20 protein-coding genes are annotated in these 18,636 nt (G+C 69.5%); 11 read left to right on the top strand and 9 right to left on the bottom strand.

The genetic code is table 11. The annotated features are described in order from the left end of the window. Positions 1-124: 124 nt before the first annotated feature. Positions 125-1,507: a glycine--tRNA ligase gene (locus tag Pph01_RS00100; RefSeq protein WP_204070817.1), complete on the bottom strand. Its 1,383-nt coding sequence runs from the start codon at positions 1,505-1,507 to the stop codon at positions 125-127. Between the two features lie 152 nt (positions 1,508-1,659). After that, positions 1,660-1,983, bottom strand: a complete 324-nt coding sequence (locus tag Pph01_RS00095; RefSeq protein ID WP_204070816.1) for an antibiotic biosynthesis monooxygenase family protein — start codon at positions 1,981-1,983, stop codon at positions 1,660-1,662. A 68-nt stretch (positions 1,984-2,051) separates the two neighbouring features. Here Pph01_RS00095 and Pph01_RS00090 point away from each other — a divergent pair, with 68 nt between their 5' ends. The 3 genes from Pph01_RS00090 to Pph01_RS00080 all read left to right on the top strand — a co-directional run bounded on the left by Pph01_RS00090 (position 2,052) and on the right by Pph01_RS00080 (position 3,688). Next, positions 2,052-2,489: a DUF6703 family protein gene (locus tag Pph01_RS00090; protein WP_239116304.1), complete on the top strand. Its 438-nt coding sequence runs from the start codon at positions 2,052-2,054 to the stop codon at positions 2,487-2,489. A 110-nt stretch (positions 2,490-2,599) separates the two neighbouring features. Beyond that, the gene (locus tag Pph01_RS00085) at positions 2,600-2,986 is read left to right on the top strand and encodes a Fur family transcriptional regulator (RefSeq protein WP_204070815.1); all 387 of its coding nucleotides are present in this window, start codon (positions 2,600-2,602) and stop codon (positions 2,984-2,986) included. 153 nt (positions 2,987-3,139) lie between these two features. After that, positions 3,140-3,688, top strand: a complete 549-nt coding sequence (locus tag Pph01_RS00080) for a CGNR zinc finger domain-containing protein (RefSeq protein WP_239116303.1) — start codon at positions 3,140-3,142, stop codon at positions 3,686-3,688. Positions 3,689-3,779: 91 nt separating this feature from the next. Here the strand turns inward: Pph01_RS00080 and Pph01_RS00075 are convergent, their stop codons facing one another. Beyond that, positions 3,780-4,550 carry an isoprenyl transferase gene (locus tag Pph01_RS00075; protein WP_204070814.1) on the bottom strand — a complete coding sequence of 257 codons (771 nt, stop codon included), beginning with the start codon at positions 4,548-4,550 and terminating at the stop codon, positions 3,780-3,782. A gap of 30 nt (positions 4,551-4,580) precedes the next feature. Next, a complete protein-coding gene (gene recO / locus Pph01_RS00070) occupies positions 4,581-5,402 on the bottom strand; it encodes a DNA repair protein RecO (protein ID WP_204070813.1) in 822 nt (273 codons plus the stop codon). 266 nt (positions 5,403-5,668) lie between these two features. Between recO and Pph01_RS43205 the strand changes: the two genes are divergently transcribed. From Pph01_RS43205 to Pph01_RS00050, 4 genes are read left to right on the top strand one after another with little or no spacing between them, the layout of a single operon-like run. Continuing rightward, positions 5,669-7,240 (top strand): CDP-alcohol phosphatidyltransferase family protein, encoded by a 1,572-nt coding sequence (locus Pph01_RS43205; protein WP_204070812.1) that lies wholly within the window; start codon positions 5,669-5,671, stop codon positions 7,238-7,240. Then, positions 7,237-7,950: a DUF5941 domain-containing protein gene (locus Pph01_RS43200; protein WP_204070811.1), complete on the top strand. Its 714-nt coding sequence runs from the start codon at positions 7,237-7,239 to the stop codon at positions 7,948-7,950. Before Pph01_RS43205 ends, Pph01_RS43200 begins: the two co-directional genes overlap by 4 nt. 30 nt (positions 7,951-7,980) lie before the next feature. Beyond that, a complete protein-coding gene (locus Pph01_RS00055; RefSeq protein ID WP_204070810.1) occupies positions 7,981-9,372 on the top strand; it encodes a bifunctional cytidylyltransferase/SDR family oxidoreductase in 1,392 nt (463 codons plus the stop codon). 8 nt (positions 9,373-9,380) lie between these two features. Then, complete coding sequence (locus Pph01_RS00050) at positions 9,381-11,159, top strand: CDP-glycerol glycerophosphotransferase family protein (RefSeq protein ID WP_204070809.1); 1,779 nt, start codon at positions 9,381-9,383, stop codon at positions 11,157-11,159. Positions 11,160-11,313: 154 nt separating this feature from the next. On the opposite strand, the gene Pph01_RS00045 is transcribed toward Pph01_RS00050, so the two are convergent. From Pph01_RS00045 to Pph01_RS00030, 4 genes are all read right to left on the bottom strand, one after another. After that, positions 11,314-11,862 (bottom strand): ATP-binding protein, encoded by a 549-nt coding sequence (locus Pph01_RS00045; RefSeq protein WP_239116302.1) that lies wholly within the window; start codon positions 11,860-11,862, stop codon positions 11,314-11,316. A gap of 290 nt (positions 11,863-12,152) precedes the next feature. After that, positions 12,153-13,094 (bottom strand): LysR family transcriptional regulator, encoded by a 942-nt coding sequence (locus Pph01_RS00040; RefSeq protein ID WP_239116301.1) that lies wholly within the window; start codon positions 13,092-13,094, stop codon positions 12,153-12,155. 79 nt (positions 13,095-13,173) lie between these two features. Continuing rightward, entirely contained in the window at positions 13,174-13,902 is a 729-nt protein-coding gene (locus Pph01_RS00035) for an ABC transporter permease (RefSeq protein ID WP_204070807.1), read from the bottom strand. Then, on the bottom strand, positions 13,899-14,642 hold the full coding sequence (locus Pph01_RS00030; RefSeq protein WP_204070806.1) for an ABC transporter ATP-binding protein: 744 nt from the start codon (positions 14,640-14,642) through the stop codon (positions 13,899-13,901). Before Pph01_RS00030 ends, Pph01_RS00035 begins: the two co-directional genes overlap by 4 nt. A 65-nt stretch (positions 14,643-14,707) precedes the next feature. Between Pph01_RS00030 and Pph01_RS00025 the strand changes: the two genes are divergently transcribed. The 4 genes from Pph01_RS00025 to rocD all read left to right on the top strand — a co-directional run bounded on the left by Pph01_RS00025 (position 14,708) and on the right by rocD (position 18,125). Then, a complete protein-coding gene (locus Pph01_RS00025) occupies positions 14,708-15,406 on the top strand; it encodes a TetR/AcrR family transcriptional regulator (RefSeq protein ID WP_204070805.1) in 699 nt (232 codons plus the stop codon). 74 nt (positions 15,407-15,480) lie between these two features. Further along, the gene (locus Pph01_RS00020; protein WP_204071253.1) at positions 15,481-15,930 is read left to right on the top strand and encodes an Lrp/AsnC family transcriptional regulator; all 450 of its coding nucleotides are present in this window, start codon (positions 15,481-15,483) and stop codon (positions 15,928-15,930) included. A gap of 108 nt (positions 15,931-16,038) precedes the next feature. After that, on the top strand, positions 16,039-16,875 hold the full coding sequence (gene ddaH / locus Pph01_RS00015) for a dimethylargininase (protein ID WP_239116300.1): 837 nt from the start codon (positions 16,039-16,041) through the stop codon (positions 16,873-16,875). Further along, positions 16,872-18,125, top strand: a complete 1,254-nt coding sequence (rocD, locus tag Pph01_RS00010; protein ID WP_275412778.1) for an ornithine--oxo-acid transaminase — start codon at positions 16,872-16,874, stop codon at positions 18,123-18,125. Before ddaH ends, rocD begins: the two co-directional genes overlap by 4 nt. A 307-nt stretch (positions 18,126-18,432) precedes the next feature. On the opposite strand, the gene Pph01_RS00005 is transcribed toward rocD, so the two are convergent. Next, positions 18,433-18,636 (bottom strand): hypothetical protein (locus Pph01_RS00005; RefSeq protein WP_204070804.1); only part of this gene is annotated, 204 nt, incomplete at its 5' end.

Raw genomic sequence — 18,636 nt, 5'->3', positions numbered from 1 at the left:
CGCTTAAAGCGAATCGGCTTTATTCGAAGCCCCGTGAATGCAGAAAGGCGCCTTCCCGGAATTCGGGAAGGCGCCTTTCGCGCTCGTGAGCTCGGTCGCCGCTCAGCCGCGGCCCGCTCGCCGCTCAGTCGTTGAGGTGCTGGCGGAGGTAGGACTCGACCTGGTCGAGGGACACCCGCTGCTGGGCCATCGTGTCGCGCTCGCGGATCGTCACAGCCTGGTCCTCCAGGGTGTCGAAGTCGACCGTGATCGCGAACGGCGTGCCGATCTCGTCCTGGCGGCGGTAACGGCGGCCGATGGCGCCGGCGTCGTCGAAGTCCACGTTCCAGCGGCGGCGCAACTGCGCGGCCAGGTCGCGGGCCATCGGCGACAGGTCGGCGTTGCGCGACAGCGGGAGCACGGCGACCTTGACCGGCGCGAGCCGGTGGTCGAGGCGCATGACCGTGCGCTGCTCCATGACGCCCTTCGCGTTCGGCGCCTCGTCGACCGTGTAGGCGTCGAGGAGGAACGTCAGCGTGGCCCGGTCGACCCCGGCCGCCGGCTCGATGACGTACGGCACGTAGCGGTCGCCGGACTCCTGGTCGAAGAAGGACAGCTCGGTCCCGGAGGCCGCCGCGTGCGTCGACAGGTCGTAGTCGGTGCGGTTCGCGATGCCCTCGAGCTCGCCCCACTCGGTGCCGGTGAAGTTGAACCGGTACTCGATGTCGACGGTCCGCTTGGAGTAGTGGGCGAGCTTGGTGTGCTCGAACAGGCGGAGGTTGTCCTTGTTGATGCCCAGGTCGACGTACCACCGCAGGCGCTCGTCGATCCAGTACTGGTGCCATTCCTCGTCGGTGCCCGGCTTGACGAAGAACTCCATCTCCATCTGCTCGAACTCGCGGGTGCGGAAGATGAAGTTGCCCGGCGTGATCTCGTTGCGGAACGACTTGCCGATCTGGCCGATGCCGAACGGGATCTTCTTACGCGCCGACTGCTGCACGTTGAGGTAGTTGATGAAGATGCCCTGCGCGGTCTCCGGGCGGAGATAGGCCAGGCCCGACTCGTCCTCGACCGGGCCGAGGTAGGTCTTCAGCAGGCCGCTGAACTGGCGGGGGTCAGTGAAGGCGCCCTTGGTGCCGCAGTTCGCGCAGGTGATGTCGGCCAGGCCGTTCTCCGGCTCCTTGCCGCCGTGCTTCTCCTGGTACGCCTCGATCAGGTGGTCGGCGCGGTACCGCTTGTGGCAGGACTGGCACTCCGTCAGGGGGTCGGTGAACTCCTTGACGTGGCCGCTGGCCTCCCAGACCTCACGGGAGAGGATCACCGACGAGTCGAGGCCGACGACGTCGTCGCGGCCCTGCACCACGGCCTTCCACCACTCGCGCTTGACGTTGTTCTTGAGCTCGACTCCCAGGGGACCGTAGTCCCACGACGCCCGCAGACCTCCGTAGATCTCGCTCGACGGGAAGACCAGCCCACGCCGTTTGGCGAGGCTGACGATCGTTTCCAAGACGTCGGTGCGACGTGCCATCAGTGGAGCTCCATCCGGCTGGGTGTCGGCCCTGAGATCGGGGTTCGGACGGATCAGGCGCTCCGGCGGGATCCCCACGCCAGAGACGGCCGGAGACTCCGGCACCCGCCCTGATCCGCCCTCAAGCTTAGGGGAATCCCCCGGCGGCTCGCTCAGGCGTTGCCCACAGTCCCTTCACGACTACGCTCGGAATCCCCCGGGCCGCCGTCCACGATCTCGAACGCGCTCGGCTCGTTGATCATGAGGATCATCAGCGGGTACATCGCCATGCGGGCGGCCGACAGCGCCCTGCGGTAGAAGCCGGCGCCCTCCCATTCGGTGACCAGCGCCCACAGGGCGGGCTCGTCGACGGATCTGCCGACCCGCCCTCTCACGTAACCGGGCTGGCCCGCGAGCACGTCGAGGATCTCGCGCGCCTGCGCGGCGAACTCCTCCGTCTGGGCGTCGGGGACCGAGTAGCGGATCAGGGCGAACATGCCGCCCAGAATGCCATCCGTCCGTGGCGGCGCGGCGAGCCGGGCGGGGAATGGCTAGGCTCGGGCCCGTGGGTAGCGAATCCGATCCGACGCGCGGCACCCCGGCTCCGGGCCGGAGGGTGCCGAGCCATCCCCTGGCGCGCAAACCCGCCCCGGGAGCCGGCCCGGCGCGGCCGGTGAGGCGCCCGCTGCCGGCGGGCGAGCAGTTCTTCACGCCGGGGGCGACCGGCCTGAGGCGCACGGTCGAGCGTGCGAGCGCGACTCCCCTGGTGTTCCTGTTCCAGCTGCCGCGCTGGCTCATGCCCGTCGTCCTGGTGGTGTTGCTGCTGGTGGGTCTGGCGGTGCCCGACTGGCGCGGCGGTGTCGCCCTGCTTCCCGTGATGGCCTTCGTGGCCTGGCTCGCCTACATGTCCTGGCCGTCGCTGGAACTGCGCGGCCGCCTGCTGCGCGTGGCGGTCCTGGTCTTCCTCGTCCTGTTCGCCGGCACCCGGTTCGGCCTCCTCTGAGCCCGGCTCGGGGGGGCGCACGCGGCCTCGGCGCGTGCGGATCATGTATGGTTCGCGATCGGCTCCAGGGTCGGTAGATTCGAAGTGCAAGCCGTACACAGGAGTCCCTCATGAGTAAGAGCCGCGACGCCGTCCACGAGATCCTCCGCCAGAACACCGGGTTCCGGAGCGCTCAGGACGTGTTCACGGAGATGCGGGCCGACGGCGCCAAGATCGGCCTGACGACGGTTTACCGGGCGCTGCAGTCGCTGTGCGACGACGGCCGGGTCGACGTCCTGCGCAACGACGACGGCGAGTCCGTCTACCGTGCGTGCCGGAGCCAGGCCCACCACCACCATCTCGTCTGCCGCCACTGCGGGACCACGGTCGAGGTCGCAGGACCCGATGTGGAGCGATGGGCCGAGGTGGTCGGAGCCGAGCACGGCTTCACCCAGATCACCCACACCGTCGAGGTCTTCGGCACCTGTGCCTCGTGCACGGCGGCCATGAGCGACTGACGCCGGCGCAGCCGCCGTCAGCGCGATCGCCGCTGCGCGCAGACTCCGCTGCGGCACCATTGCGGTGTCATTGCGGAGTCATACCGAAGTCGCCGCGGCGTCACTGCGAGGCACCGACACAGGGCACTACAGGCCACTACGGAAGGAGATGCCGTGCCGTTCAGTCATGACATGGTGTACTCGCTGGCCACCGTGGTCGACTTGATCAACACCTCGCCCGAGGCCGGCGACCGCGACGGGCTGGCCGACCTCGCGGACCTGGAGGCATTCGTACGGCTCCGCCAGGTGAGCGGGGTGGCGGCCCTGACCCCGCGGGACCTCGCCGAGGTGGTGGAGCTCCGGCAGGCCTTCCACGCCGTCTTCACGGCGCCGGACCGCACGACGGCGATCTCCCGGCTCAACACGCTGCTCGGCCGCACGCGGATCACGCCGAGCCTCACCGAGCACGACGGCTTCCCGCTGCACGTCCACTACTTCGCGCCCGGCGCCTCGGTCGCCGAGCACCTGGCCGCCGACTGCGGCGTGGCCCTCGCCCACGTGCTGGTCGAGGACGAGTGGGAGCGGCTGCGCACCTGCGCGGCGCCCGACTGCTCCCACGTGTTCGTCGACGAGTCGCGCAACCGGTCCCGGGTCTACTGCGACAGCCGCACGTGCGGCAACCGCATCCACGTCGCCGCCTACCGGGCGCGCAGGCGAGCCTGAGCGCGAAGGCCGCCCCGGGCCCGCGCCCTGTCCTCCTCCGGCTTACGGTCCTCCCGGTCCTTCCAGCACTCCCGGTCCTTCCAGCAGGCGGTCAGACCGCGTTCGGGACGGCCCCGCCGTACCTTCTGTCGCGCTTCGCGTAGATATCGCAGGCCTCCCACAGGTCCCGGCGGTCGAAGTCGGGCCACAACTGGTTGAGGAAGACCATCTCGGCGTAGGCCGACTGCCACAACATGAAGTTCGAGGTCCGCTGCTCGCCCGACGAGCGGAGGAAGAGGTCGACCTCGGGGATCTCGGGCTCGTCGAGATACCGGGCGAAGATCTTCTCCGACACCTTGGCGGGCTTGACCTTGCCCGCGGCGATGTCCTGCGCGAGCTTCACGGCCGCGTCGACGATCTCGGCCCGGCCGCCGTAGTTGACGCAGAACTGCAGGGTCAGCGTGGAGTTGCCCACGGTCCTCCGCTCGGCGTCCTCGAGCTCCTTGATCACGCTCTTCCACAGACGCCCCGGACGCCCGGCCCACCGGACCCGGACCCCCATCTCGTCCAACTGGTCACGCCGGCGGCGGATCACGTCGCGGTTGAAGCCCATGAGGAAGCGGACCTCGTCGGGCGAGCGCTTCCAGTTCTCCGTGGAGAAGGCGTACGTCGACAGATAGGGGATGCCCATCTCGATCGCGCCCTCGATGACGTCGAACAGCGACGCCTCTCCCATCTTGTGACCCTCTGTCCTCGGCAACCCCCGGGCCTTGGCCCAGCGGCCGTTGCCGTCCATGACGATCGCGACATGGCGCGGCACGAGGTCACGCGGGATGGGAGGCGGAGTGGCGCCCGACGGATGCGGAGCAGGAGGACGGACCATGTCATGAGCGTATTGGGTGCCCGACGGTCCTCATGCGCGGGAGATGTGCGGATCCTGTGCTGATTCCCACACTTCCCGCGTGCCCCACTTCGCACCGGCCCGCACGCCGCCCGGCTGGTCCGCCTGGTCTCTCTCCACGTGCTTGAGGGACCGGATGCCGTGTTCCAGGTGCCATTGGAGGTAGGCGGCGACCAGGCCGCTGCACTCGGCGCGGTTGCGGGGCTCGGACGCGTCCGCCGCCTGCCAGTCGCCGCGCAGCAGCGCGATCATCAGCGCGATCGTCTCAGCCGAGGGCACGGCCGCGCCCGCGGGACGGCACGCGCCGCACACCACCCCGCCCGCCACGATCGCGAACGCACGGACGGCCTCCGCCCCGCACCGGGCGCACTCCGACAGCGCGGGGGCGTACCCGGCGACCGCCAGCGAACGGAGGAAATAGGCGTCGAGCACCAGCCGGGCCTCGTGCCCGCCCTCGACGAGCGTGCGCAGCCCGCCCACGAGCAGCAGGAACTGGCGCAGCGCCGGCTCCTTCTCCCCCACGGTCAGCCGGTCGGCCGTCTCCAGCATCGCGGTTCCTGCGGTGTAACGGGGGTAGTCAGAGACGAGAGCCTCGCCGTACGGACGGAGGGTCTCGACCTGGTTGATCACATCGAGCGACCTGCCCGTGTGCAGTTGCAGATCGACGTGAGAGAACGGCTCGAGCCTCGCGCCGAATCGGGACATCGTCTTGCGCACGCCTTTGGCGACGCCCCGGACCTTGCCCGTCCGCTTGGTGAGGATCGTGATGATGCGGTCGGCCTCACCCAGCTTCTGGGTCCGCAGCACGACGCCTTCATCCCGGTAGAGACTCACACGGCAATCGTAGGAGAGCGAGGGGGTTTACGGGCGTTCACCGTCCGGTAAGGCCCTTCCACAGAGCAGAAATGGTGAAATTTCGGTAAGGATCCGAAGAGGATGACCGGGTGAAAAGCCTTGTCAAGCTGGACATCAGGTGTACATCCGGTAAACCTGGAACGCAACGGCTTCACCGAAAGGTCACTAAGCTTTGACCTCCGGCGGACTCCCCCGCGCCGGACAAGCCGCCTTCGGCCTGATCCCCCGCCATGTGAAAGGGTGCCATGACCCGCGTGGTCCTGCTGGGCTCGCCGCCCGGCCCGATCGGTTCTCCCCTGCCAGGCGGCCGGCCTGTCCGCGCCACCGACCTCTCGCTGGCGTCCCAGCCCGGAGCGCCCACGGTGTACGGCAGGCTGCTGGAACAGCTCACCTCGCTGGACCCGCAACCGACGACGATCGCCCGGCCCGACGACGCGCCGGCGTACCGCGAACACGCGGGGCAGGTCGTGGAGAGCCGGGATCTGGCAGGGGACCTGCGCGCGCTGGCGGACGTGGCCGAGGGCGCCGCGGAGAACCTGCTGATCATGCCGGCGGACTCTCTCGCCCACGACGAGCTGATCTATCAGCTGACCAAGGCCAAGCGCGCCGCCATCGCCATGATCGCCCATGATCCCGACGCCGACGACGAGTCATCCGGCGATGCCCGTCCTGAGATCGGCGGCGGGTCCCTGGAGGGCCTGCCGATGCGCACGCGCGTCGGCCTGGGCCGGGTCATATCCGTCGGCTCGGCCTACCACGCCGTCACCCGGCCGAACGCGGCGCTGCTCGGCCCGCTGCACCTTCACCAGCGGCACACCGCGCTCCTCGCCGAGACCGCCCGCGAGCTCGCCGACCTGGCCCACCTGTTCGGGCCCGAGGACGACGTCACCGAACTGATCGTGCTGGGCCTGGTCAGGAAGGGCGTCTCCGTCGGCCTCTACGAGCGGGCCGGCGAGTTCTACTCCCGCGTCCGCGACCAGCGGGAGGCCGACGAGGCGCAGATGGCGATGGCCGGCTACGACGAGGACCGGGTCCGCCTCGACAACGCGGTCAAGGGCGCCGACGGCTTCTTCACCACGTTCTTCGTCAGCACCTACTCCCGGTTCATCGCCCGGTGGGCGGCCCGCAGGGGGATGACGCCCAACCAGGTCACGCTGATCTCGATCGCTCTCGGGTTGTTGTCGGCGGGCGCCTTCGCCACCGGCACCCGATGGGGCGCGGTCGCCGGGGCGGTGCTGATCTACTTCGCGTTCGTCTTCGACTGCGTCGACGGCCAGGTCGCCAGATACGCCCGGAAGTTCGGCGTCCTCGGCGCGTGGCTGGACGCCACCTTCGACCGGTTCAAGGAGTACGCCGTCTTCGTCGGCCTGGCGGCCGGGGCCACCGTGTCGGGCGAGTTCGGCGACGGCGAGGGCGTGTGGACGCTGGCGCTGATCGCGCTCGCCCTGCAGTCCGGACGGCACCTGCTGGACTTCTCCTTCGGCGCGGCGAACCGGCGCAAGCCTCCCGCACCGCTGCCCACCCTCGACCTGACGGTCGCCGACGACGTCAACCTGCGCGAGGAACTCGACCGGCGCAAGGCCGTCAAGCGCGGCGGCGTCAGCGGCCTGCTCAAGTTCTGGACCGACGCCGGCCGGTTCCGGTCCGTGCACTGGGCCAGAAAGATGATCGTGTTCCCCATCGGCGAGCGCTTCGCCGCCATCGCGATCACCGCCGCCCTCTTCGATCCCCGTGTCACCTTCCTCACGTTGCTCGTCTGGGGCGGCGTGGCGGCCACCTACACCCTCACCGGACGTCTCCTGAGGTCTCTCGCATGATCACCCAGCCGCGTGTTCCCGCCGTCGCAGCCGCCGATCCCGAGGAGGAGCAGCGCCGCGTGCAGACCCAGCGGCTGCTCGCCTACCGCGACGACGGCCCCCTCGTCAGCGTGCTCAGGGGACGCATCGGCCCCGGTCTGCCTCCGATCCCGGCGATCCTCGTGGCGTTGGCCGCCATCGTGGCGCTCGCCGTCACGGGGACGCTGAGCGACGGGCCGATCCTGCTCGTCCCCGTGCTGGCGCTCGTCGTCCTGGTCGTGCCGACCGGAACGCGCGACCATCTGGGCCGGTTCGACTGGCTGGCCCCGCCGCTGATCCGCGCGGCCGAGTTCGTCACGATCATCCTGCTCGGGGTGGCCGAGGACACGCCCAAGTGGCTGCTCTTCGTGCTCATCTACATCGTGGGCTACCACACCTACGACACCGTCTACCGGACCCGGCAGGGCATCTGGCCCCCGGCCTGGGTCTTCATGGCGGGGCTCGGCTGGGAGGTCCGCCTGCTGATCCTCGGCGTGGGCGCGGCCACGGGCCTGCTCACGGTCGTGGCCGCGATCCTGACCGCGTACCTCCTCGTGCTGTTCTCGGTCGAGAGCGTGGTCAGCTGGGTCCGTCTCGACAAGGCCTCCGCGCAGGCCAGGGCCGAGCAGGACCTCGAGCAGTCACCCGAGGAAGCGGCGGAGGAGCTCACCGGCCGAGCCGACCGCAACTGACCGGGCGAGCCCCGAGTCCGAAGAGGAGAGATGACTGTGGAAGAGCGCTTGCCCGTCGTAGGAGTGGTACTCGCGGGAGGCATCGGGCAGCGCGTCGGCCTGCGCACGCCCAAGCAACTGCTGAAGATCGCCGGGAAGCCGATCCTGGAGCACACGCTCGCCCTGTTCGACGGCGCGCCCGAGATCGACGAGATCCTCGTCGTCATGGCTCCGGGCCACACCGCCGAGGCCGAGAAGATGGTCGCCCGCCTCGACAAGGGCGGCACGGTCATCGAGGGCGGCGCCAGCCGTACGGAGTCGACCTGGCGGGCCTTACAGGCGCTCGGCGAGCGCGAGTGCAACGTCCTGCTGCACGACGCCGTGCGGCCGCTGCTCGAGCAGCGGATCGTCACCGAGTGCGTCCGCGCGCTGGAGACCTACTCCGGGGTCGACGTCGCGATCCCGAGCGCCGACACGGTGGTGGTGGCGGAGCCGACGGAGGAGGGCGAGGTCATCCGGGAGATCCCGGACCGGGCGTTCCTCCGGCGCGGCCAGACGCCGCAGTGCTTCCGGCTGTCGGTGATCCGCGAGGCCTACCAGCGGGCGTTCGCCGACCCGGAGTTCCTGCTCCACCCGCCGACGGACGACTGCGGCGTGATGCTGAGGTACCTGCCGGACGAGCCGATCGCCATCGTGCCCGGCAGCGAGCACAACATGAAGGTGACCCACCCGCTCGACGTCTACCTGGCCGACAAGCTCTTCCAGCTGGGCAGCGCCGGAGCGCCGGCCGCCTCGCCGGAGGCGCTGCGCGCCGGGCTCGCCGGCAAGACGGTGGTCGTGTTCGGGGGCAGCTCCGGCATCGGCGCCGACGTCGCCGCACTCGCCCGTGATCACGGCGCGAGCGTCCACTGCTTCTCCCGCACGCTGAACGGCGTACGCGTCGAGGACGCGGCGTCGGTCGAGGCGGCGTTCGAGAAGGTGGGCGAGCCGATCGACTACGTCGTGAACACGGCGGGCGTGCTGCACACCGGCAGGCTCGCCGAGCTCGACGACGCGACGGTCACCGAGGCGATGAACATCAACTACCTCGGTCCGATCAACGTGGCGCGCGCCGCCATCCGCTACCTCAGCGCGAGCCACGGTCAGCTGCTGCTCTACACCTCCTCCTCCTACACGCGGGGACGGGCGACCTACAGCCTGTACTCCTCGGCCAAGGCCGCCGTGGTCAACCTGACCCAGGCCCTGGCAGACGAGTGGACCGAGTTCGGCGTGCGCGTCAACTGCATCAACCCCGAGCGGACCAGCACTCCCATGCGCCTGCGCGCGTTCGGCGAGGAGCCGGAAGGCACCCTGCTGACGTCGCGGGCCGTCGCGGAGACCTCCCTCGACGTGCTGGTCTCCGATCTCACAGGTCAGGTAATCGACGTCCGGATCCGCAGATAAGGGCCTTAATGCAAGCAAGCTCGTGGCGCGGCCGCGCAACCTCCGCCGCGTTGTTCCTCTCCTACCCGCTGCTCATGGTCACCGCGCTGTGGCCACTGCCCTGGGCGTTCGTCGTCGTCGCGGTCGTCTCCTACCTCGCCGACAACCAGACTCCGCGGGTCGCGCCCGCGCTCAACGAAATCCTGAGCAAGGTGCACCTAGGGGTCACCCTCCGCTTCGTGCTCCGGGAGACCGCGACCCTCCTGCTGGCGGGTCGGGTCCTGGGAGCCGACTCCCCGTGGTTCATCGCGCTCGCGGCCGGGATGTTCCTGCTGCACGGTGCGCGTTCGGTGCAGACGACGCTCGCGTTCTACCTCAACCGCTGGGTCAACGTGCTGCCGGCCGTCACCCGCAACGTGGACCTGACGGCCCTGCGGATCCCGCCGCCGCCCCCCGCGGCGCTCGTCAGCTACAAGGGCGCACGGCTGCTCTACCTGGACATCCTCCCCGTGGGCGGTGCCGCCGTCGGTCTCGCGGCCGGCGTCTCCTGGCTCGGCGTCGCGGGCGCGGCGCTCGCGCTCGCGGGCTGCGCCGGGTCCATCGTGGCCCTGCTCCCCCACTTCAGGCGGGCAGCGGTGCTGCGCGACCGCGACCGGGTGATCGCCCACGTGGACGAGCAGGTCCGCGCGTACGACCCTGAGGTGGCTCTCTACTTCTCCGGGTCGCTCGACTCGGCGTACCAGGCCTCGATGTGGCTGAACACGCTGGCCCGCATCGACCGCCGGGCCGTCATCGTCCTGCGTGAGCGCGGCATGGTCGACAAGCTCGGCCCGACGACGCTGCCGGTCATCTGCATCCCCTCCGGCACCGACCTGATGAACTTCCGCGGCCTCGACTCCGTCCGGGTGACGCTGTTCGCCTCCAACGTCGGCAAGAACATCCACATGTTGCGCCTTCCCGGTCACCGCAGTGTGTTCATCGGGCACGGCGACAGCGACAAGGAGGCCTCGTTCAACCCGTTCACCAAGGTGTACGACAAGGTCTGGGTGGCCGGGCAGGCGGGCCGCGACCGCTACATCAAGGCGAACGTCGGCGTGCGCGACGAGGACGTCGACGAGGTCGGCCGCCCGCAGCTCGCCGGGATCTCCACCACCCGTCCCGGCGGGTCGCAGCAGACCGTCCTGTACGCCCCCACCTGGGAGGGCTGGCAGGACGACCTGTTCCACACCTCGATCATCACGATGGGCCCCAAGATCGTGAAGAGGCTGCTGAAGTCCGGCGTCAGGGTGATCTACAAGCCCCACCCGCTGACCGGGCACCGCGACCCGGCCGCCGGCGCGGCACACAAGAAGATCATGTCGCTGCTGAACTCGGCCGGCGGGAACCACAGCACCGTGACGGGCCCGGAGCCTCACCTCTACGAGTGCTTCAACGAGGCCGACCTGCTGATCAGCGACATCTCCAGCGTGGTGGCCGACTTCCTCGCCAGCGGCAAGCCGTACGTCGTCACCAACGTCGCCGGGCGCCCCGAGGAGGAGTTCAAGGAGCGCTACCCCAGCGCGGACGCCGCGTACCTGCTGGGGCCCAACCTGCGCGAGCTGCCTGAGATCATCGCGGAACTCGACAGGCCCGAGGACACCATGGCCGGGGCGCGGCGCAAGCTGAAGACCCACCTGCTCGGCCCGGACCAGCCGGACGCGATGACCCGTTTCAACGCGGCCGTCAACGCCCTGTACGACCAGGCGTCCGCGCAGACCGCCGAAAGGGCCGCCGCGCTGGCCCCGAGCCAGGTCTCGAACCAGAAGTAGGACCAGGCCTCGAACCAGCCGTAGATCGGAACCGAGCCAGGCGCCGGGGTGGAGCCCACCCCGGCGTCTGGCGTGTTCATCGCACCGTGGACTCGGGTGGCGCATCGCACCGCGGCCTCTGGCGTGTTCATCGCACCGTGGACTCGGGTGGCGCTCAGGAGGCGCGGGCCTCAAACAGCGCCCAGACGACCTTGCCCCCACCGCCGCCTGCGCTGATTTCACCGTTTCCGCTGCCGCCGCCGTTTCCGCCGATGAGGATCCATCCCCAGGTGGTGGTCAGCGCCTCGACCAGGTGCAGGCCCCGCCCGGTCTCGGACAGGTCGCCGCCCGCGGCCGGAGCCGGGACGCGCTCACTCGAGTCACGGACGGCACAGCCGATATGAAACCGGTGGTTCACCAGCCGGAGCTGGATGGGCGGTCCGGCCGAGATATCGGCGCGTGCGTGCCTGAGGGCGTTGGTGACCAGCTCGGAGACCACGAGTTGCGCGTCGTCGATGAGGCACGGAAAGCCCCACTGGTTCAGCGTCGTGGCGGTGAAGTCACGGGCGGCTGCCGCGGAGGTCACCCTCCCCTGAAGGGTGCACGTGGCCGACAGCGGAACCGGAGACGGGACGGGCAGGTCGGCGACGTCGTCCCGTTCGAACATCGAGGTCAACCATGGAGGCGCCGCCGCGGCTCCAGGGCCTGCCAGGTCTGCGGTCATCGCCAATCCCTCAGGTCGTCACCCACTACATGATGTGATTAACCCTGTCGCGCTGTATCTTGCCCTGTACCTTGCGTGTGCAAGCGCGTGTGCACGTGCAAATGTTGCCAGTCGGCGATTTTCCCCTGCGGCGGCCGAAACCCCTCGCCCCCGGCCTGCACGGTCACGGTGAGTGACGGGTGATGCCGACTCCGCTACGGGTTCGGACGCCGGTTTCCGTGCAGATTTCAGGTGCTGGTTTTCAGGTGCTGGTTTCAGGCGCCGATTTCAGTACCGGTATCAGAGCCGGTCTAAGTGCCGGCTTCGGGTGCCGGATCCCCGTCGGCGAGGGCGGTGAAGAACTCCTGGCAGGTGGCGGTGAACGCGCTCGCCCTGGCGGTCGGCCGGACTCCGCGAACGGAGGCCAGCACGACGTCGAGCGGCGGCACGTCGTCCCGGATCGGCACGCAGACCACCTGACCACCGTCGTAGGTCTGGTCGGTCATGGCCCGCTGGTTGAGTATCGAGTAGCCGTGCCCGCCCGCCACCAGCGACCGCGCCGTCTCGTAACTCGAGGTGCGGAACCGCACCCGCGGCTCGGCCGCGTACAGCGCGCGGAAGTAGTCGCGGCTGCGTGGCAGATCGAGCAGGATCATGGGCTCGGACGCAAGGTCGGCGAGCGACACCGCGTCAGCTCTGGCGAGCGGATGCCCCGGCGCCAGCAGCACGCACGGCTTGGCCTGGGTCAGCGGCTGGACGTCGAGGTCCAGAGCGAGATCGATCGCGTAGACCAGAGCCACCTCGCACCGCCCGTCGAGCAGGGCGCTCTCCATCGCGGAGACCTCCCCCTCCGCGACGGTGACCCGCACCCCCGGGTGTCGCGCGGAGAACTCCCGCAACAGCCGTGACAGATAGAAGGGCGCGAGCGTCGTGACGCATCCGATGGCGAGCTCGCCCGTCAGCGAGCCCGCCAGCCCTCGGGCGGACGCGGCCAGCGCCGCCGCGTGGGAGAGGAACTCACGCGCCTCGACGAGGAACCGCTCACCTGAACGGGTCAGCGACAGGCCTCTGGCGTGATGGCGGATCAGCAGCTGCACGCCGAGCTCACGCTCGACCTGGGCGATGGCGGCGGAGATCGCCGACTGCGCCACCATCAGTTCCCTGCTGGCAGCGGTCATGCTGCCGAGCTCGGCCGCCGTTACGAAGTAACGCAGCTGGACGAGGGTGAAATTGACGTCCGCCACGCAACCCATTGTGACCGCCGCGCTCCTTCCCGACTCCGGAACCCCCAGGTGCGCGGCCACGAATTGCCTGAACCGTTCCAGCCCTTGATCAGGTGTTTTCCCGTTGGTACACCTTCGTGCCGATCGTGAACCCGGCGGCGACGAACACCAGCGTCACCAGGACTCCCCACAACACCGTGGGTGACGTGTAGGAACCGGCGAACAACGCTCGTAGCGCCTCGACGGCGTAGCGGAACGGGGTGAACCTGGACACCACGTCGAGCCACGTCGGGGCGAGGGACATGGGGAGCAGGGCGCCGGAGAGCAACATCAGCGGGATCACCAACGTCGACATGACGGGGGCGAACAGCTCCATCCTGATCGTCAGCGCCACCGCGTACGACAGGGCCGCCATCCCGATGGAGAGCACGGTGATCAGCAGCAGCCCGAGGAGGACGCCCACCGGTCCCGCGCGCATCCCGAACGCGTAGCCCAGCACGATGATCCCGGCCGCCTGCACCAGCAGGACGGCGCTGTCCTTGAGCACCCGGCCGAACAGCAGCGTCGAACGCGCGGTGGGCGTGACCCGCAGGCGTTCGAGGACTCCGAACCGCTGGTCGAAGACGATGCCGAACCCGACGAGCCCGGAGCTCATCAGGCCGAGCTGGACGAGGAGGCCGGGCACCAGGGTGTCCCAGGATCCGACACCGCTGCGCGAGAACAGCGGGCCGAAGATCACCAGGTAGAACAGCGGCTGAACGGCGCCGAAGACGATCGCGAACTTGTTCGTGAAGGAGGTGCGCAGGTAGTAGCCCGTGAGGGCGGCGAGGGCGGTCACGCGGCGGCTCCCTCGCGAAGCTCATGGCCCGTGACCGCGAGGAAGACCTCGTCGAGCGTGCCCGCGTCGTGGACGGCCTTGAGCTCGGACGGCGTGCCCGACGCCACGATCCGCCCATGGTCGATGATGAGGATCCGGTCGCACAGGGCGTCGGCCTCCTCCAGGTAGTGCGTGGTGAGGAAGACCGTCATCCCGGACTCCTCGCGGAGCCTGCGGACGTGGCCCCAGAGGTTCGTGCGGCTCTGCGGGTCGAGCCCGGTGGTCGGCTCGTCCAGGAAGAGCAGCTCCGGCCGGTGGAGCAGGCCCATGGCGATGTCCACCCGCCGCTTCTGACCGCCGGACAGCTGGCCGGCCGGCCGCTTCTCGCAACCGGCCAGGTCGAGCTCCTCCAGCAGCCCCGCGACCCGCTCGCGGGCCTCTGTCCGGCTCAGGCCGTACAGGCGGGCCTGGAGCACAAGCTCCTCCCCCACCTCGGAGAACGGGCCGACGGTGCCGCCCTGGGCGACGTAGCCGATCCGCCGCCGGACCCCGGCGGGATCGGCGAACAGGTCGCGCCCGGCCACGGTCGCGGTGCCCGACGCGGGGCGCAGCAGGGTGGTGAGCATGCGGAGCGTGGTCGTCTTGCCGGCGCCGTTGGGGCCGACGAAGCCGACGATCTCTCCCTTGGAGACGTCGATGTCGACGCCGCGGACCGCCTCCACGGCGCCGAACGATCTGGTGAGCCCTCTGACATGAATCATGTTTCTTAGATTAACACCAATTTTGGTGTCACTGAAAAATTGCTCTGCCCACTAGAATCGGCCGTATGGGTGCTGGCGAAGAGGGACTGCGGGAACGGAAGAAGCGGGAGACGCGCCAGAGGATCGCCGACATCGCGATGGGCCTCTTCCTGCAGCGCGGGTTCGACAACGTCACCGTCGCCGAGGTCGCCAGGACCGCCGACGTGTCCGTGAACACCGTCTTCAACTACTTCCCGACGAAGGAGGACCTGTTCCTCGATCGCAGCGACGAGGTCGAGAGCCTGCCGAGGAAGGTCATCGAGGGGCGCCGGCCCGGCGAGACGGCCGTCCAGGCGCTGCGGCGCGACTTCTTCGACGCCCTCGACACCGGCGACTGGCGCTACGGGATGCACGAGGGCAGCGACCTGTTCGCGCGCCGCGTCCGGGAGAGCCCGTCCCTGTCCGCGCGCCTCACCCTGCTGGACTACAGGAGGGAGGAGCAGTTCGCGAAGGCGCTCGCCGACGCGACGGACGCCGACCCGGACGACCTCACGCCGTGGCTGGTGGCAAGCCAGATGAACGCGGCGCTCCGCACCCTGATCCGGCGCTTCACGATGCGCCAGATGGCCGGCGAGGACACCGGCAGGATCCTCGAGGACATCCGACTGGACGCTGAACTGGCGTTCGACCTGCTGGAGGACGGCGTGGGCGACTACGCCCTGCGCCAGGCCGAGAAGGCCGGGACGACGGGCGACGAGGTCGCCTCGGATCGGGTCCAGACCTGAAGATCACGGGGACACGGGCCTGGGGGACGCATGCGATAGCCGTGTCGGGGGTGAAGCCCGGTATACAGGTCCACGTGAAGTTGGACGAGCTGGATCGCACCATCATCCGGGCCCTGGTCGAGGATGCCCGTGCTACATATGCCGAAATAGGCGCTCAAGTTGGATTGTCCGCTCCAGCGGTCAAGCGACGGGTCGACCGGCTGGTCGCCACCGGCGCGATCACGGGATTCAGCGCGAGGATCGCGCCGTCGGCGCTCGGCTGGACGACCGAGGCCTACGTCGAATTGTTCTGCCGAGGCAAGACCTCCCCCGCCGAGATCGCCGCGGCCGCCGCTCGGCACCCCGAGGTCATCTCAGCCTGCACGGTGACCGGTGAGGCCGACGCCCTGCTGCACATCCGGGCGACCGATGTGCGGGATGTGGAACGCATCATCGAGCGCCTCGCGGCCGAGCCGTTCGTCGTGCGGACCAAGAGCGCCATCGTGCTCTCCCGGCTGGTTAACGGATCACCGCAAACGGGCTGAAGGACGCAATCAATCCACGCCAAGGCGCAACGCGCACCGATTGGCCTGGTCTTTCGTCGTTCTTACGCTAAGGGGACCGTTGACCGGTTTTCCGCATGGAGTGCCTGAATGACCACACCCTTGGCCGTGGCCACGAGTAGTGAACGAGCCGGTACGGCCCGGCACTACCTGATGTGCCGCCCCGAGTTCTTCGCCGTCTCGTACGCCATCAACCCGTGGATGGACCCGCTGGCGGGGGCCGACACGGCCACTGCCGTACGGCAGTGGGAGGGGCTCCGGGACGCCTACGAGAGCCTGGGCCACACGGTCGACCTGATCGACCCGATCCCCGGCTTGCCCGACATGGTGTTCGCCGCGAACGGGGCGCTGGTCGTCGACGGGCGCGTCTACGGTGCACGGTTCACCCACCCGGAGCGGGCGGCGGAAGGGCCCGCCTACCTGCGGTGGTTCACCGACCGCGGCTACGAGGCGCTGGAGGCGTCGTTCACCAACGAGGGTGAGGGCGACTACCTGACGCTCGACGAGATGATCCTCGCCGGCACCGGCTTCCGCACCGACGTGGCCGCCCACATGGAGGCCCAGGAGTTCCTCGGTCGCCCGGTCGTCACGCTGCGGCTGGTCGACCCGCGGTTCTACCACCTCGACACGGCGCTGTTCCCGCTCGACGGGCGCAACGTGGCCTACTACCCCGAGGCGTTCTCCGCGGGCAGCCGGCGGGTGCTCGAGCGGCTGTTCCCCGACGCCGTCATCGCCGAGGCCGCCGACGCGGAGGTCCTCGGTCTCAACGCGGTCAGCGACGGACGGCACGTCGTCATCAACTCCGAGGCGAAGAACCTGTCGGTGGAGCTGGAGAACCGGGGCTACGAGGTCGTCCCCGTCGACCTGAGCGAGCTGCGCAAGGCCGGCGGCGGCCCGAAGTGCTGCACCCTGGAGATCCGCCGATGAGCACCCCGACGAACGTGCCCATGAGCACCGAGGACCTCATCCGGCTCGGCGAGAGCCGCAGCGCGCACAACTACCACCCGCTGCCCGTGGTTCTCCGGTCGGCGGAGGGCGCCTGGGTGACCGACGTCGAGGGCAAGCGCTACCTCGACTGCCTCGCCGGCTACTCGTCGCTGAACTTCGGCCACGGCAACCCGGCGATCATCGCCGCCGCCCGCGACCAGCTCGACCGGTTGACGCTCACCAGCCGCGCGTTCCTGCACGACCAGTTCGCGACGTTCGTCTCCGGCCTTGCCGACCTGTGCGGCAAGGACATGGTTCTGCCCATGAACACCGGCGCCGAGGCCGTGGAGACCGCGATCAAGGTCGCCCGCAAGTGGGGCTACGAGGTCAAGGGCGTGCCCGCCGACCAGGCGAACATCATCGTCATGGAGGACAACTTCCACGGGCGTACGACCACGATCGTCGGCTTCTCCACCGACCCGGACGCGCGGGGCGGTTTCGGCCCGTTCACGCCCGGCTTCCGGATCGTGAAGTACGGCTCGGCCGAGGCGATCAGGGAGGCCGTCGACGAGAACACGGTGGCCGTCCTCGTCGAGCCGATCCAGGGTGAGGCGGGCGTGCTCGTGCCGCCGGACGGCTATCTGACGGCGGTCCAGGAGATCTGCTCGGACAACAACGTCCTGTTCATCGCCGACGAGATCCAGTCGGGCCTCGGCCGCACGGGCGACACCTTCGCCTGCGACCACGAAGGGGTCGTCCCGGACATGTACGTCCTCGGGAAGGCCCTGGGCGGCGGCGTCGTCCCCGTCTCGGCCGTGGCGGCGAACGCCGACATCCTGGGGGTGCTCAAGCCGGGCCAGCACGGCTCGACGTTCGGCGGCAACCCCCTGGCGTGCGCGGTCGGCAACGCCGTCATCTCGTTGCTCGGCACGGGCGAGTATCAGACCAGGGCCCGCGAGCTCGGCGCGTTCCTCCACGCGAGGCTCCGCGAGCTGACCGTCCCGGGTGAGGACGGGGTCGCGCCAGTCGTCGCCGTCCGCGGTCGCGGCCTGTGGGCGGGCGTCGACATCGACCCCTCGCTCGCCACCGGCCGTGAGGTCAGTGAGGCGCTCATGCGCCGGGGTGTGCTGGCCAAGGACACCCACGGCTCCACGATCCGGCTCGCTCCGCCCATCGTCGTCACGGAAGAGGACCTCGGCTGGGCGGTCGACCAGCTCGCCGCGGTGCTGCGCGAGTTCGCGAGTCGCTAACCGAGTCGCACGCTCGCTGTATCGCAGTGCAGACCGCATCGCGGCGCCCGCTGGACCGACGACGTTCCGGCGGGCGCCGTTGCGCGTCCCTGGGGCCAAGTGAGCCCGCTGAACCCGCACTGCTGAACCCGCACTGCCTGGCCGTCGCGATCTGACCGGGCACGGGAGCCGACGACCGTCCGACCTCGAGAGGGTCGATCAGCGGCCGTCGGCCGGTGGGCGAGGGGCGGCGGCCATCGACGAAGCACGTTTCGGCGGCGGCCGCCGCGATGATCGTTTGCGCGATGGTCCTTTCTCGACGGTCCTTTCATGGCGCGTTCGGTTTCTTTCCGCCGGTTGATGCGGTGGTCTGGGCGTCGCCTGTGGTGGCGTCCCGGGTGGAGGGTGTCCTTCGGCCGCCGTAGTTGGGTCGGCCGGTGTAGCTGAAGGCCCAGCGGTCTTTGCCGGTTTGCCGGCGTTGGTAGTGGTGGGGGCGGCGGTAGCGGTCGCGGTTGTGGAACTGACAGGCGGG

The sequence above is a fragment of the Planotetraspora phitsanulokensis genome, assembly GCF_016863295.1.
GTDB classification, from domain to species: domain Bacteria; phylum Actinomycetota; class Actinomycetes; order Streptosporangiales; family Streptosporangiaceae; genus Planotetraspora; species Planotetraspora phitsanulokensis.
This window is presented reverse-complemented; position numbering and strand designations above follow the sequence as displayed.

What these genes read in the sequence shown, in the direction of transcription:
- Pph01_RS00085 (WP_204070815.1), top strand. Translation starts at nt 2,600, where the DNA reads ATGAGTAAGAGCCGCGACGCCGTCCACGAGATCCTCCGCCAGAACACC.
- Pph01_RS00050 (WP_204070809.1), top strand. Translation starts at nt 9,381, where the DNA reads ATGCAAGCAAGCTCGTGGCGCGGCCGCGCAACCTCCGCCGCGTTGTTC.
- Pph01_RS00100 (WP_204070817.1), bottom strand. Translation starts at nt 1,507, where the DNA reads ATGGCACGTCGCACCGACGTCTTGGAAACGATCGTCAGCCTCGCCAAA.
- Pph01_RS00045 (WP_239116302.1), bottom strand. Translation starts at nt 11,862, where the DNA reads ATGACCGCAGACCTGGCAGGCCCTGGAGCCGCGGCGGCGCCTCCATGG.
- ddaH (WP_239116300.1), top strand. Translation starts at nt 16,039, where the DNA reads ATGACCACACCCTTGGCCGTGGCCACGAGTAGTGAACGAGCCGGTACG.
- Pph01_RS00040 (WP_239116301.1), bottom strand. Translation starts at nt 13,094, where the DNA reads ATGGGTTGCGTGGCGGACGTCAATTTCACCCTCGTCCAGCTGCGTTAC.
- Pph01_RS43205 (WP_204070812.1), top strand. Translation starts at nt 5,669, where the DNA reads ATGACCCGCGTGGTCCTGCTGGGCTCGCCGCCCGGCCCGATCGGTTCT.
- Pph01_RS00030 (WP_204070806.1), bottom strand. Translation starts at nt 14,642, where the DNA reads ATGATTCATGTCAGAGGGCTCACCAGATCGTTCGGCGCCGTGGAGGCG.
- Pph01_RS00055 (WP_204070810.1), top strand. Translation starts at nt 7,981, where the DNA reads ATGACTGTGGAAGAGCGCTTGCCCGTCGTAGGAGTGGTACTCGCGGGA.
- Pph01_RS43200 (WP_204070811.1), top strand. Translation starts at nt 7,237, where the DNA reads ATGATCACCCAGCCGCGTGTTCCCGCCGTCGCAGCCGCCGATCCCGAG.
- rocD (WP_275412778.1), top strand. Translation starts at nt 16,872, where the DNA reads ATGAGCACCCCGACGAACGTGCCCATGAGCACCGAGGACCTCATCCGG.
- Pph01_RS00075 (WP_204070814.1), bottom strand. Translation starts at nt 4,550, where the DNA reads ATGGTCCGTCCTCCTGCTCCGCATCCGTCGGGCGCCACTCCGCCTCCC.
- Pph01_RS00025 (WP_204070805.1), top strand. Translation starts at nt 14,708, where the DNA reads ATGGGTGCTGGCGAAGAGGGACTGCGGGAACGGAAGAAGCGGGAGACG.
- Pph01_RS00095 (WP_204070816.1), bottom strand. Translation starts at nt 1,983, where the DNA reads ATGTTCGCCCTGATCCGCTACTCGGTCCCCGACGCCCAGACGGAGGAG.